The sequence below is a fragment of the Rhizobium aureum genome (assembly GCF_030182495.1).
GTDB classification, from domain to species: Bacteria; Pseudomonadota; Alphaproteobacteria; order Rhizobiales; family Rhizobiaceae; genus Rhizobium; species Rhizobium tropici_C.
In genome coordinates this window covers 221,474-234,204 of the sequence record NZ_JAQJCI010000004.1, presented here as the reverse complement: position 1 = coordinate 234,204, position 12,731 = coordinate 221,474, and the positions used below count along the sequence as shown (strand labels likewise).

The following is a 12,731-nucleotide window of genomic DNA, read 5'->3' as shown; positions in this document are numbered from 1 at the left end:
GAGAGACCTCCATGACGCCAGAGATCGGCTTTTTTATCTTTCTTTTCGTGGTTACTCCGGCCTTCTATATTTTAATGCACATGACGTCTGTCTTCGAATTGCGACGACATGAATGGCACAGCAGATACCTTATGCGCACCAGAAAGCTCATCGACGGCACCAGTGCCCGCGGCATCGTCATGACTCGAAAAATCGACGGCAGATGGCAATTTCGGCATTTGACGCATCGCGAGCGCAATGACAATGACGGGTGGATTGACACCTACTAGGAGCCGCCAAATACGGCGGAAACGGCATCCCTCCAAAGAGCAGCGGCCGCGCTTATCCCCGCCTCATTAAAGTGCACCAGCGTAGGCTCTCGATATGTCGTACCGGTGAGCGTATCTGTATCTGCTCCTGCGAAGATATCCGTTCCATTCACAACCTCAGAACAAGCTGCTCGCACGCTCGCCGATGTGACGCCGCCGTTGTATGTTGATTTGCCGATCAGCCACGGAGCGGCTAGACCTCGTGCTCGAATGGCAGCAATCATCGCCATTAGATTTGACTTATAGTCAGCGGTTGCCATTGCGGTATCCGCCTCGCCCTGCTGCCAGAGGACGGCTGTGACGGCAAGACTGACATTTGCGCATCTCGCCGCAGCTGCGCCAAGGCGATCTGCAATGGCACCGCCAGGCGCCCACTGCAGAATGCTCGTTGCTCCAACCGCGACCGGCACCACTACAACCCGGCTATAGAGACCTGCTGCAATCAGCAGGTCAGCAAAGCGAAATAACCATGACGCCATATCTCCAGACGCGCCTAGCGCTGGATCTGAGCCGCGATAGGTCGCCCCGTCCAAGGGATTCAGGTTGTCGACCTTGGTGGCATTCGTCGGACTGTACAGCGATCCGGTAGAATAGTTTGCCCCATTGGATTGACCTGCGACGATGAAGGTCGCCATCTGATCTCCAGAAAAATTGCGAGGGTCAGAGGGCGTTTTTAGCGAGGTATCGGCGTATGACTTCAAGGCTGTCTCTGACATCCTGAATAGATCGGCAGGCGCTCCATAGACAATGGTCACGAAAGCAAACTCCCGATCATTCCTGCACGGTAAATGCCGGAACCGTAGGCATACCATGTTTGTGTATCGGTGCCTGCACCTCTCTCCAATGGAGCAAGATAATGGTAGCCAAGACCAGGACAGTCCTCAAAAGCGGCCAGCATCTGCTTGAGCTGCGTGGTGGCATGGATGCTTGCAGTCAAAGCTCCATCGAAGGGCGCTCCCATAGAATCCAAGCCAATGCCGGCCCGCACCACGCGTACTGTATCCGTGCTATTTTGCACTAGTGCGCTTGCTTGGGCCTTCACAATCGTCCCGGTGAGCCCGAGAAGGATTTCAGCCTTAAGCCCGGCGTTAGCAAGGCTCTGCCATGCATCGGTCGAGTAAGTGTAGCTGGCTGCCGTACCCGCCACTCGAAAATTGCGAAACATGACATTGTAAGCGTTGAAGAGCAGGCGCTGAGCTTTCGAGTCACTCGCCTGGCCGTCCGCTGTTGCACGGAAACTGCCAAGATAAGTCCCTTGGCGCGCCGGGACAGAAACGGTATTTCCGGCAGCAGCGCCAAAACGGACCGTCATGGCGTTGGCATTCACAAGAAGGCCGTTGAACCTCTCAAGGTCAGTAGACCCTGCGCCAGTGCCTCGCGCAACATCCGAACCGGCAACAGCGCCGGAATTCCACGAAGGCCCCGTTCCGAGCCTGATAGTACCGGCATCATTGATAGCAAACAGATCGAAGTTCTTGCCGGATTGATGGTAACCAGCGTGACCGCTCGCATTGTCCAAAGCAAGTGTCAATTGCGTGCCGATCGATGCCATGGCGATGACGGTGCCGTTGTATATAGGCACGTAGGCACCCATCAGCGGGACATAGTAGATATTGACGCCCCCAGAAATATCGCTTTCCGAGGTTGGGGACCCAGAGGCAAGGGATAGTCGACCTCCGAAGGAGATCAAGCCAGTGACGGTAGCAATGTCCTGTGTGCCAGTATGATTTGCACGGACCTTTGCGGCATCAACGTCAGCTTGGTCCGGCATGACTTTACCGCCGGGCGTGCTTCCGTCACCTAGAACAATCTTTTTGAGCGTGTCGTCGCTGCCGATCTGCCCGATAGCAGGCGTTCTCGTCATTCGTTGCGCGGTGCTGCCATGGATAAGAATTCTGTCTGTACTCATTATGCCCAGGTCCCATCATTATAGGTTTCGGTAACCGGATCACTCCAGAGGCCATCGTTGATCGTGCCGGGAAATGAGCCGGGGAAATAAGTCCAGCTTGAGAGATTGTCCTTTGGACGCGCATTTGTGTTGGCAGTGATCGCGATCCAGACAGCCTGCTTTCCGTCACTATCGTTATCCAGAACGAGATCATTGACCGCGTAGGCTGCTGAGCCAGACCACGCGCCACGCCACTGAACGCCACGCGTGCCTTGAGGACCTGTATCGCCTCGAATGTCGACTGCATCCGCAATATTCGAGACGAGCCCCGATGCTCCCACGTAAAGACCGGCGCCACTTGGCGGCGCTCCTTCGCCGCCTATGAATGATGCAATACGAAGGACGTAGCGTGCGCCGTCCGCCACCAGCTCGGGTGCAATCGCCCACCCCTTGTCGCCTTTGGCGCCCTGCGGTAGTCCAAGGTTCAGGGCATATGATGGACTTGCACCGCTGAAGGAAGCTGTCGGATTGGACCCTGGCGCAAGGCCTGTCACGGTTCCGATGGAAAGGTTCGGCGCCGGGCCAATCGGCCCGGTCGGCCCTACTCCGTAATGGAATGGGCCGCTCCAGTCACCGCTTGTCGCAGAAGCTTTTACGTATAGTACCGGCTCAGTGACGCCAGCCGACACAAGATATGCGAAGCCCGCTGCGCGACCGTCATAAGCAGACCGCCCCGCCAAAGTTCCGCTGGCGTCGTACTTAAAGATCGTGCCAGCCCTGAGCTCAGCAATCAGCTGCGCAAGGGTATTTGCGTTGGCGACCTGCTGCGCGCCATAAGACGTGTCGCGCATGAGGGCGTAAGAATATGTACCGCTGGCACCCGTCCACTCGACTGCCGCCGTGATCTCAGTATCGCTGTCGACGCTTTCGATCGGCAACGCATTGCCGCCCGGAGCTTCTGCGTAGACCGTGCCGCCCGTTATCAAAGCAGTTTGCCAAGCAGTGCCTGATCCGGTGACGGTGGCGGAACCGTTCGTTAGCGTGATGGTGCCCGTCTTATATGGCGTCGTCATGTTTTGTCCTAAAGTTCAGCGAATGCCCACCAACGCAGGCGACGGGTAATACCTGGCTGCGCCCGATTGTAGAGTTGCAGGCGTGGCGTTGTTCCCGCCACAAACCAGCCGCCAATGGTATCTGTGCCGGGCAAGACTCCATCCGTAGATTTGATGAGTATGAATGGCGGGTATGAGAACACCTGCGAAGGAATGTTCACCGTCGTTGATGCCCCCAAGCTCAGGCTAAACGGAACGTCCACCTCGCCGAAGGCCTTCGGCACCATCGGCACCTGTCCCTCGTAGATCGCCATCCGCGAAATATCACCGGAAACGGCATCGTTTCCGGCCTGGCTGGATCGGAATAGAAACGAACCGCCGGAATTGCCGATACAGACACGCCTGACCATGGCTATTCACCAAACCTGTTCTTGAAGACCATCCAGGTCATGGTCATACTGCCGCCCGAGCCGCTTACATCCATAACTGCCCGCCCGCGAAGTGTGGTGTTGTTGAAAAGCCAAACGCCGCTTTCGAGGAACACCTGTCCGCCGGAACCGACCTGACCGTAGGTTCCGCACAGCGAGATTGGAACTCCCGCGCTATTGACCGGGATATTGGCTGGGTTGGCGCTGTCATATTTGATATTGCCGAAGAAAACCGGCCGATATCCGAGATCTGGAAAGCTTACCTCGGCATACCAGATTGTTTTCCCTGCAACGCCCGAATAGCTGGTCATGCCTACTTGGCCATTCGCGTGAAGCATCAGCGTACGATAGCGGCTATCCAGCAGATAGTTTGTGCTTGTGTCGGAAACATCCCGTCCAGGCTTGCTGATGAAAATGCCGTAATCCGAGACTGCCGGGTTGAAGCCAATTTTTATCCTGTTTGCCATCAATCGACGCCATAAACTTCATATTCGATCGTGCCATAGTTCATTGAACCGCCAGTTGTGCGGTCTCGCGGAAACACGATCCTGTCGCTGTAAATTATCGGGACCGCTTGCCCTGCCCCCATTTGTTGCGAAGGTGATTGCACGCTCGGGCCGGACCACGGCACCGACACGCTACTCGCTGCAAGCATCCTGGCAACAACGCATGGTCGATAGCCGTAATCATGATTGAACAAAACGTTCCAATCTCCGCCACCTGGATCGGTTGCAGATTTTGCCTCGAGGAGCAGACCTGACCAATTCCAATCGGAGTCGAATATCTTGTCGCTGTCGGCAATCGAACCTGAAACCGGGACCCCAGGCCTCGAAATAATGATACGTGCGGGCCATATCAGTGCTCTAGCAACCATGATCCCTCCTCAATCAGAAACGGTAATTGAGCCGTTGGTGATATCGATCACCATCTTTGCTCCGGGACCGCCGTTGATGAGACCGGCCGTTACTGTGCCGATGTTGGCGAATTGTGCCTTCAACACACCGCCCTCGACCACCACAGGCAGAAATGACTGGCCGAGATTGTCAGGGTTCAGAACGCTGAACTGATCCGCCAAGACCGAGAAGCGCGATTTCTGCACACCGCTCACTGTGTAGATCTCGAGGAACATGCCGCTTTCGATATAGGCGTCACCTACCCCGGCGCGCAGGAAGATCGAAAAGCGAGCATTCACGCCTGTCTGGTCGGCGGCAGCAGCAAACTTGATGAGTCCTTCGGCAAAGCGGTCTGCCAGTTCTGCGGATATCTCAGTTGTTTGGGCGACAGCAGCCGATATATCATCGGCGACCACGGCGATTTGCTCATCAAAAGACGCCTTGTTTTCTCCAACCGTAGCGGTAAGAGTTCGCTGTGCGGCGTCAAAAATTACGCTATCGGATTGGGTATTGACCAAGAGCTGTTCGATCAGCGGCCTAGTATCATCTATCTCGGCCTGCAGCTCCTTAAAGCGGTTAAGGATGTCGTTCTTAACGTGCGCCAGATCGACCAGCAGATCGGTAACTAGGACATTTGGCGTCGTGACCGGCAGCCATGCAGACCATTCGGTTGCTCGACCCGAGAACGGCACAAATCTTCCTCGTGCCTCATAGTCTGTATTGCCTTTGAAATTGGCATTCAGGACCCAGCTATAGGGCGAGCCGTAACGTGTGGAATCGCTGTCAAAAACGATATCTCCCGTTGCCGCCAGCCGCACTTGGACCCATACATTGCTGACATCCGTTTGATCCGGCGCGCAACTGACAAACATCGACGGACGCCAAGGTACGCCATTGCTATCGTTAATAGTCGCCGGTCCTACCTGCCAGCCGTACATGGGCTGGGATGGTGGAAACTTCGGCGTAAGCGGCCCCACCGTCCAAGGGAGCTGGAATGTCGGGCTCCAATCATAGTCGGTCGGATCAGTCTCCAACAGCGCCACCGATTGGTTGGCGTTGTCGAGATCATCCATACCCGTGTTCAGGAACTGCTTTGACACGTAGCCGTTGCGGTCACTCGACCACGAGAAGGTATCAAGCGGCTCGTACAGCCACGCCTCAGGTGGCAAATTGATCTGATGGCGCCGGAAGTTGCGGTTGTCATTGGTAACTGACCGCATAAGGCGCTGAACCTGCACCGGAAACGGTGTGGCATTGAACTCCAACGAGGCGAGGCGGATTTCACCGCCATCGGCCGCCAGAAAGCTTGCATCGCTGTATTGCGGCGCATCCTTCATCTGCCAGCCGGTTTCCGGCTCCGGATATGAGGCCGATGCGCCGTTGTAGGTGTTCTCATAGCCAGGGAAAGGATCGAGACTTTGGCCGTCCGTGACGATGATATCGTCATCGGTAAAGAAGTAGACTGGGAGCGCCGGCGCGCCCACGTGGATCTTATAGACGCCGCCGATTTCCGCCATCCGACCGTTGCAGCCGAGCAAGATATCGTCGATGATATCGACCGGCTGCTTATTGGAGGTTTCGATCTCGTAGCCGGCCCTGAACTGTCTTTCGGTACCGCCACCATCAAGATTGATTAGGCGGTCGCATTCGTTCATCGCCGCGAACCAATTAGAAAGCGGGAGACGAGCGGCCGGTACCGCAGGACCGTAAATCAACGTGCCGGCATAGTAGATGCCGCGCATGATGTTGTAGATGATGACGACGTTGTTATCCGAGAACTCATAGGTTCCCGGCTGGCCCCAGCGATGCGATCCCGAGCCGCCAACGGTTGAATCCTTGCGCGGGTCATAGAGCGGGATGCCCTGAACCTCGAAGATGGGCGACGGCGTGCTTGTGAAGAGCTCACGATCATACTGAGCGGTGAATATCGCCATGGCGACGCCACGACCGATCATGTCATTTAACCACGGCCGATCAGGATCGGTCCCGAATTTCGACAGCAAAAATGGGTCAGCAGCAATCTGGTTTCCGGTTAACGGCTTCACCCAAAGGTGGTTGTCATTGCCGTTGGTCTTGAACTCATTAACGGGAAAACCTTGGGTGCCATAACTGGTATCACTATAGTCGATCGTGCAGGCTTCGCTATTGATCCAGATGCGATTGCCCACACCGGCGATAGGCAAATCAGAGAGCGATCGAACCTGCGTCAGGTAGGCGTTGGGCGTCTTCCCGGCGCTTCCCCAGCTCCCGACATATTCATGGCTGCCTGCCGTGGCATAGGTACCCACGATGAAAGCAAGGGAATTATTCCCCCCAGAAGCTACATCTGTTTTGATGCCCGACTGTGGTGTATCCCGCTTCTTCGCAAGCGCTCGTGATAGAAGCGAGCCGCCAACCTCGAGCGCGATGCCCAACACCAGCTTTGCAGCGACGCCGAGTTGCCCGATCGTAGTCGCAATCGTCGTGATAGCGGCCGTGATCGGGTCCGCATGGGCAAGCGAGATCATCGCCAGCAGAAACCATGCGGCGATTAGAAGAACACGAATGATTGGCATTAGACTCGGAAAGCCCTTTCAGCGGCCAAGAGATCGACCGTTCCTAATCCAGCCTCACCCGGCCGAACGACATAGATGCGCGGCCCCTGGACAACGCCAATTGCATAGATCCCGCCTGTTTCGACCTTGATCGCCGCAATATCGCCTACGGATGCCATGGCGACCGGTATCTCTTCGAAGATACATGCGGCGAGATCGGCATGACTGGCGAAGCCCTTCCGCTTCAGAAGGCGAAGGCCACCGGCAAGGGTGGTATATCGCCCGCGATAGTCGGCGCTGATATCAACGCCAGTCATTGCTTCGACAGCGCCAGCGGAAAAGAGGGCACAGTCATGCCCTCCCCATTCGAACGGTGCTCTCGCGACTGAATGGATGTAGGCCGACAGATCGGAGCGCCAGGTGTACTTTCTTTCGATCGTCATGTGTTCGCCCGTTTCTCACCCCAATAGATCTGCCAATTGCCGGCGACGTCGGTATAGCGGCGGAAACGATCGCCGCTCCTCCTCTGCTGATATTCATCCGACCGCTTCGCTGGATTGAGGAATGTGAGGGCTCGGGTGTGGGAAACACATGAGACCTCTATGTTCCCCGATTGACCAATGGGAGGCGTATTGATCGGGTTGCCGTTGATCCACCCGACGAAACGCGGGATTGGTGGTGCCACCAGATCGTTTGTATCGATACTGAAAAATCCGCGATGGATTTCGATGGGAGCCCGGCGTGTGTCGTAGCCGCGAACCATCTGCTGAACGGCAGCATTTATCTGCGAGAGGGAAACCTTGACCGTCCGCACCGTCAGGTCGGTGGTCAAGGGAATGCTGTCGACGTTGAGAAGAGAACCGGCTCCGACGTAAATCCGGCTCACCGGCAGGCCTGTTTGCCCGCTGATAACGGTGGCCGTCACCACTTCGTCGCCATCCCAAAGGCCCATGGTTTCGACGCCGCCGGTGCTCCTGTTCTTCGCCTCGACCCAGACGAAATTGCGCCGGATGATTCCACGGCGCGCCTGCAGATAGGCGGCTGTCGCGCTATCAATGTTATCGCGCATCAGACAATCCTCTGCATCACTTGGAACGACATGCCGCCTGCGATCATCGCGGCGGTTTCGCCCGGATCAAACGTATCCGGTGGAATAAAGCAGCGGGCGGCGGGCTTGATCAGCGTGACTACCGCGCCAACCACAGCTCCCGGCCGAAGGTGGGGCCGCACCTCGAGCATCGGCGTGGTACCGCTACCATTGGCCGATCCTGTCTCCATCAGCCGATGGAAAGCACGTCGAACTGGATTGCTCCCGTAATCGAAGTGCAGGAAGTCACCAGCCGTGAGCTTATATCCGTTCGGAAGGCCCTGGAGTTGGATCGATTTATTGTCGACTCCAAGCGCCGCAATCTGTGGGGTAGCCGCTCCAAGGATAGATCCTGTAGGGTCGGCCTGAGGATAGGCTCGACGAGGCGAATAGAGATAGAAGTCGTTCAGGGAGCCGTCGAGGCTTTCAATGAGCGCCTGTATCTGATCCGCTTCGCCATGATAAAGCGGTGCCAGGGTGACAGAGCCGGTCCACAGCGGCGGCGATAGCTGCGCCGTGAGGACGAGGCCGCTACCGAGCCCTGAAATCTCATCACGGCGCTGCAACTGCCATTTGACTGAGACGATTTTCAGCTTGTCAGCGAAGTTCGCCAACGACAGGGGAAAGGTCAGTGCCATTATCGCGCCCGCGGATCCTTGTTTATCTGGTTGACGCGAGACGGCAGCACCTGGCTGTCATACTGACCAACCGCATCCTTTGCCTCGCTCTGCGCGACGTTCTTCACATAGGCCTTCAGGTTTCCGTTCTGATCGACCGTGACACCGACCGTGACATGCACGCCGGAAGCGGAGCCGCTGGCGTCATTCTGATTGGACGCAGTAAGCCGATGGTTCGGCACAACTTGCGCCCCCCGCGGGAGATTGACCAACTCAGGGCCTCGTTCGCCCACCCATGCAAGGCCGCCTGGCGCCGAATTTGTCCCGTTGGCATATAGACCGATGCTCGGGGTCGGAGCCGGTGGGAACGCGCCGCCACCCAAACCAAGAAGGCTAGAGAACAGGCCGCCACCCGAAGACCCAGCAGAGCCGACTTTGAACAAGGCGTTCAGCACGTCATTGAGTAGAGTATCAGTGATCTTGTTCAAGACGCTCAGGGCGGCGTTACCGAAGGACTTCCAGAGCCCCTCCCCGTTGCGCAGACCGCTTGTGAGCGTCGAAACGAAGTCGCCCGCCAGCTCGCGAGCCGTCTTCATCTGCTCATTGGCGCGAATAAGGCTGGCCTCATATGAGTTCAAATCATCAGGCAGGCCATATTGCTGCAGCGTGGACCCTACGGTCTGATCGAGCGTCGATCGGCCCATCTGCCTCTGCTGAAAGGCGAGGTCGGCCTGGAGCTTGGCGGTCGCTGCAGCAGTCGCAGCCTCCTTATAAGCGTCGGCAAGCTTTTCGATCTCTGCGCGCTGCGCAGCGGTCACCGTCCGGCCCTTATCGGTGGCATCCTGCAACAGCTTGAGCTTGAAACTCAGAGTTTCCGCTGCAATGCCCGTTTCGCCGGCCGTCTGAGCTTCAAGCTTCATCTGGTCGATGCGGTCGTGGGCATTCTTGATGAGATCGCGGTAGGCATCGGCGTTGCGCTTGAGCCCGGCAGTGTTCGTTTTCGGCTCCGCAAAGCCATATGGCGAAGGCCGATCGGAAGGCGTAGGGGTCGGGACGTAACGCCCATCATCCGTGACTACCGTTCCAGGCGGATTGTTATCGTTCGAGACGACCTTTCCATCATAGATCGAGAGTGGGTTGAGCGGGTTCAGTTTGTCGCCGCCAAAGAGTTTTGCTGTAAGCGCAGAGTTTGATAGCTGCTCCACCTTGCCTGCCGCATTTGCCGCCGCCGTCGCCACGCCGTTGAATGACGTCGCCCATTCGGATAGCGCCGGCAGCCCCGTGCTGTTGATCGCCGCCGAGAGGGCATCGTTGACGGCCTTCACTTGACTCGTGACGTCTTTGCCTTCTTGGGCCGCCTTCACGAAATCATTGAACGCCTTTTCCAGATTGATGATGACCTGATCTTCTTCGCCGGCCTGCCGCAAATCTTGCGTCAGATTGGCGAACGATCCTCTGAGATCATCGACGCTGCTCTTGACGTTGGCAATCGTCTGCTGACTGAGGACTTTCAGGGACTCGTCCAAATTCTTCAGATCGGCTGCGCGCTGAAGCTGATCGACATACTGCTGAAGCGCCGGGACGGCCTCATCCCATGCCTGCGCGGTGGCCTCGATAAGCTGCTGCTGCTCCTTGAGCACCTTCGCTGAATCTTCACCGCTTCCGATCAGTGTACCGAAATACTGAAGTGCAATGCCACCCACGACGCCGATCGCGATACCAACGGCTCCGAAACCTGTCGCCAAGTCAGGAAGCTGAATGGCGAGTGCTCGGATGAAATCGCCACCGGCCTGCGTCTGCTGCGCGACCTGCGAGAGCTGCAAGGCCATCATACGGGCTTGATAGGCGACATTCTTCGACGGCGCTATGGTTGCATTCAGGGCGGCATTGTTCTGATTTGCCGCGCGGTTCATCATCTCGACCTGCTTTGAGGACGAGGCCGCAGCCGATCCGACATCCGCATAGGCCTTGGCCGCGGCGGAAGATGCACCAATGGCGCCAAGGCTGGCGTGGGAGAGGTTCTCGGTATCAGCCTGGGCCCGAGCTGCGGCACCGGAAAGCTTCGTCAGCCCAGCCGTGGCTTCATTGACGCCATTGCTGGTAACTTGCACGCCGAGTTGCGCGACATCAGCCATAGCTCAGCCTTTCCCATACAATGGCAAACATGGGGCGCCGAGCACCCAAAACCCTATTTCTGACTTTCTCGCTCTCGGATCGCCTCAGCCTCCCGCTCGACCTCCGTCACGTAGCGGAGGTCAATGGTGCGAAAGATGGCAATTTCCTCCCGTCGTAGGACATTGCCGGTAAGTTGGAGCCAAGCGAGCAGTTCAGCATTGGAGATCGGTACCGGGCCGCTAAACCCCGGAGCCTGTGCCGATCGCAACTGCCAAAACCAGTCCCACAGCAATGTGCAGAACTCGGGAACGTCGGGATCCGGGCTGTCGACCTCGAATGCCTCGTTTCGCTCGCGCCGTGTTTCCCCGTTCTTATCCCTCAGGGTGTCGTAGCGCGCTACGATGGCTACCGCTTCGGAGAGCCTTTCTCCGAGTTCTTCGTAAAATTTGCCCGCTCCTCGCTGGCGGCGGAGACCTGATCGTAAATCCAGCCCGCCTCCTCGACGACCTCACGAGCCTTCTCGAAGGAGAGCACCGGCTGCTCGCCCTTCCACTGCTGCTCGCCCCAGCTCCAGGAAGCGATCGAAGCGGCGGCGCGGTCGAGATATTCGTCTTCGACCTTGCTCGATGTCAGCTTCTTCTTGCGGCTGGCGAGGAACTTGTCGGAATGTTGGCGAACGACCTTCTTCACTTCATTGCTCTCAGCCGAGCGGACCATAAACGTAATGCCGAGCGGCTCGTCGGTTGCGGGATGCAAGAGCTGAAGTTCAAAGAGGTCTTCGGAATTGACGAGTTTGGAGATGTCCAAGGAAGCACCTTACTGGTTGGCGTGGGTTGTCGCACGCGCCCGACTGGACGCGCGCATACGGTCTGGCGGGGTCGCGCTTACGGGGTGTCTACCGGCTCGACGCGGATCGGCAGTTGGTTGAGGCCGATGGTGAAGCGCTCCAGATCAAAATCATCGGAACCACCACCGGGATAGAGCGGGCCGGAAACGACACCGCGGGAATAGAAGATCGTATTTGTCTTGCCGGGAGGCGCATCATTGCGCTCGATCTTGATGGCGATGTTGTTGATGTTCAGCGGATCTCCGAAGGTGCGCAGGATCATCTGGCCCGGATCGTCGCCAACGGAAGCCACTTCGATCTGCGGATCGCCGGCATTGGCGACACCCTTCTGTTTCTGCTGAACAGGCTCGTCCAAGGTATTGTAATTGTTGATGGTGGAGTCAGAGCCGAAGTCACCGATATTGCCGACTTTGCCGACCTGAACCCATGTCAGAGCGGCATAGGCACTTTCGACAAGATCGCTGTTTTGGGCCGTCGCGCAGACGTAAACTTTCGAGCCCTTTTTGGTGGATTTGTTCGCCATGGGTTAGGTCTCCGGTTCAAAGGCGATGTAAGGCACGGTGACCGGGATATTCAGCCGGTCCACGTCTTGGATTGGGCTTGCTGCCCACGGCTCGCTGCTGATCGTGATCTTCACGCCAGAGGCGAATAGGACTTGGTTCTTGAAGCGGTTGATGATCGTGCCGGCCACTTCCACGGCATCGAGGATGCCCTTTCCGACCGGCCACATGACCGAAACCTGCAACAGCCCGATTTTCTGCTGCGGATCGTCGCCAAGCGTGATCTGTCGCGTCCGGTTCGGCAGGAAGTCGAGCTTCAGGAATTTCTCTGGCTTCGTCTGCCCTGCAGCCGGAAACGTAACGTTCGGGCCAGCGATCGGCAGGACATTGGGCATCGTCCGCAAGTGCGCCTGCAATGCAGCGAATATGATTGCGTCGGTCGTGGTCGCCATGTATCGGTGC

16 protein-coding genes are annotated in these 12,731 nt (G+C 57.2%); 1 reads left to right on the top strand and 15 read right to left on the bottom strand.

The window, feature by feature from the left end:
• Positions 1–11: 11 nt before the first annotated feature.
• Complete coding sequence (locus PH552_RS12410; protein ID WP_285166048.1) at positions 12–269, top strand: hypothetical protein; 258 nt, start codon at positions 12–14, stop codon at positions 267–269.
• On the opposite strand, the gene PH552_RS12405 is transcribed toward PH552_RS12410, so the two are convergent.
• From PH552_RS12405 to PH552_RS12340, 15 genes are all read right to left on the bottom strand, one after another.
• Entirely contained in the window at positions 266–1,063 is a 798-nt protein-coding gene (locus PH552_RS12405; RefSeq protein ID WP_285166046.1) for a sialate O-acetylesterase, read from the bottom strand. The two genes, PH552_RS12410 and PH552_RS12405, sit on opposite strands and share 4 nt — an antisense overlap.
• Positions 1,060–2,217, bottom strand: a complete 1,158-nt coding sequence (locus PH552_RS12400) for a hypothetical protein (RefSeq protein ID WP_285166045.1) — start codon at positions 2,215–2,217, stop codon at positions 1,060–1,062. The genes PH552_RS12405 and PH552_RS12400 overlap by 4 nt, the downstream gene beginning before the upstream one ends.
• A complete protein-coding gene (locus PH552_RS12395) occupies positions 2,217–3,269 on the bottom strand; it encodes a hypothetical protein (protein WP_285166044.1) in 1,053 nt (350 codons plus the stop codon). Before PH552_RS12395 ends, PH552_RS12400 begins: the two co-directional genes overlap by 1 nt.
• Positions 3,270–3,277: 8 nt before the next feature.
• Positions 3,278–3,658: a hypothetical protein gene (locus tag PH552_RS12390; protein ID WP_285166043.1), complete on the bottom strand. Its 381-nt coding sequence runs from the start codon at positions 3,656–3,658 to the stop codon at positions 3,278–3,280.
• Positions 3,659–3,660: 2 nt separating this feature from the next.
• A complete protein-coding gene (locus PH552_RS12385; protein WP_285166042.1) occupies positions 3,661–4,143 on the bottom strand; it encodes a hypothetical protein in 483 nt (160 codons plus the stop codon).
• Positions 4,143–4,550, bottom strand: coding sequence for a hypothetical protein (locus PH552_RS12380; RefSeq protein ID WP_285166040.1), 408 nt, complete (start codon positions 4,548–4,550; stop codon positions 4,143–4,145). The genes PH552_RS12385 and PH552_RS12380 overlap by 1 nt, the downstream gene beginning before the upstream one ends.
• 9 nt (positions 4,551–4,559) lie before the next feature.
• Positions 4,560–7,124, bottom strand: a complete 2,565-nt coding sequence (locus PH552_RS12375) for a phage tail tip fiber protein (RefSeq protein WP_285166039.1) — start codon at positions 7,122–7,124, stop codon at positions 4,560–4,562.
• The gene (locus PH552_RS12370) at positions 7,124–7,546 is read right to left on the bottom strand and encodes a DUF6950 family protein (RefSeq protein ID WP_285166038.1); all 423 of its coding nucleotides are present in this window, start codon (positions 7,544–7,546) and stop codon (positions 7,124–7,126) included. Before PH552_RS12370 ends, PH552_RS12375 begins: the two co-directional genes overlap by 1 nt.
• The gene (locus PH552_RS12365) at positions 7,543–8,172 is read right to left on the bottom strand and encodes a hypothetical protein (protein ID WP_285166036.1); all 630 of its coding nucleotides are present in this window, start codon (positions 8,170–8,172) and stop codon (positions 7,543–7,545) included. Before PH552_RS12365 ends, PH552_RS12370 begins: the two co-directional genes overlap by 4 nt.
• Entirely contained in the window at positions 8,172–8,828 is a 657-nt protein-coding gene (locus PH552_RS12360; RefSeq protein WP_285166035.1) for a hypothetical protein, read from the bottom strand. Before PH552_RS12360 ends, PH552_RS12365 begins: the two co-directional genes overlap by 1 nt.
• Positions 8,828–10,942 carry a hypothetical protein gene (locus PH552_RS12355; RefSeq protein ID WP_285166033.1) on the bottom strand — a complete coding sequence of 705 codons (2,115 nt, stop codon included), beginning with the start codon at positions 10,940–10,942 and terminating at the stop codon, positions 8,828–8,830. The genes PH552_RS12360 and PH552_RS12355 overlap by 1 nt, the downstream gene beginning before the upstream one ends.
• 53 nt (positions 10,943–10,995) lie before the next feature.
• The gene (locus PH552_RS33835; protein ID WP_483315493.1) at positions 10,996–11,304 is read right to left on the bottom strand and encodes a phage tail assembly chaperone; all 309 of its coding nucleotides are present in this window, start codon (positions 11,302–11,304) and stop codon (positions 10,996–10,998) included.
• A gap of 23 nt (positions 11,305–11,327) precedes the next feature.
• The gene (locus PH552_RS12350; protein WP_285166032.1) at positions 11,328–11,729 is read right to left on the bottom strand and encodes a hypothetical protein; all 402 of its coding nucleotides are present in this window, start codon (positions 11,727–11,729) and stop codon (positions 11,328–11,330) included.
• A gap of 77 nt (positions 11,730–11,806) precedes the next feature.
• Positions 11,807–12,292, bottom strand: coding sequence for a hypothetical protein (locus PH552_RS12345; RefSeq protein ID WP_285166030.1), 486 nt, complete (start codon positions 12,290–12,292; stop codon positions 11,807–11,809).
• Between the two features lie 3 nt (positions 12,293–12,295).
• Positions 12,296–12,721, bottom strand: coding sequence for a phage tail terminator-like protein (locus PH552_RS12340; protein WP_285166029.1), 426 nt, complete (start codon positions 12,719–12,721; stop codon positions 12,296–12,298).
• Between the last annotated feature and the right edge of the window lie 10 nt (positions 12,722–12,731).

Bases quoted from the DNA above. Each gene is read 5' to 3' on its own strand.
- PH552_RS12410 (WP_285166048.1), top strand. From the start codon at position 12: ATGACGCCAGAGATCGGCTTTTTTATCTTTCTTTTCGTGGTTACTCCG.
- PH552_RS12400 (WP_285166045.1), bottom strand. From the start codon at position 2,217: ATGAGTACAGACAGAATTCTTATCCATGGCAGCACCGCGCAACGAATG.
- PH552_RS12395 (WP_285166044.1), bottom strand. From the start codon at position 3,269: ATGACGACGCCATATAAGACGGGCACCATCACGCTAACGAACGGTTCC.
- PH552_RS12390 (WP_285166043.1), bottom strand. From the start codon at position 3,658: ATGGTCAGGCGTGTCTGTATCGGCAATTCCGGCGGTTCGTTTCTATTC.
- PH552_RS12385 (WP_285166042.1), bottom strand. From the start codon at position 4,143: ATGGCAAACAGGATAAAAATTGGCTTCAACCCGGCAGTCTCGGATTAC.
- PH552_RS12380 (WP_285166040.1), bottom strand. From the start codon at position 4,550: ATGGTTGCTAGAGCACTGATATGGCCCGCACGTATCATTATTTCGAGG.
- PH552_RS12375 (WP_285166039.1), bottom strand. From the start codon at position 7,124: ATGCCAATCATTCGTGTTCTTCTAATCGCCGCATGGTTTCTGCTGGCG.
- PH552_RS12370 (WP_285166038.1), bottom strand. From the start codon at position 7,546: ATGACGATCGAAAGAAAGTACACCTGGCGCTCCGATCTGTCGGCCTAC.
- PH552_RS12365 (WP_285166036.1), bottom strand. From the start codon at position 8,172: ATGCGCGATAACATTGATAGCGCGACAGCCGCCTATCTGCAGGCGCGC.
- PH552_RS12360 (WP_285166035.1), bottom strand. From the start codon at position 8,828: ATGGCACTGACCTTTCCCCTGTCGTTGGCGAACTTCGCTGACAAGCTG.
- PH552_RS12355 (WP_285166033.1), bottom strand. From the start codon at position 10,942: ATGGCTGATGTCGCGCAACTCGGCGTGCAAGTTACCAGCAATGGCGTC.
- PH552_RS12345 (WP_285166030.1), bottom strand. From the start codon at position 12,292: ATGGCGAACAAATCCACCAAAAAGGGCTCGAAAGTTTACGTCTGCGCG.
- PH552_RS12340 (WP_285166029.1), bottom strand. From the start codon at position 12,721: ATGGCGACCACGACCGACGCAATCATATTCGCTGCATTGCAGGCGCAC.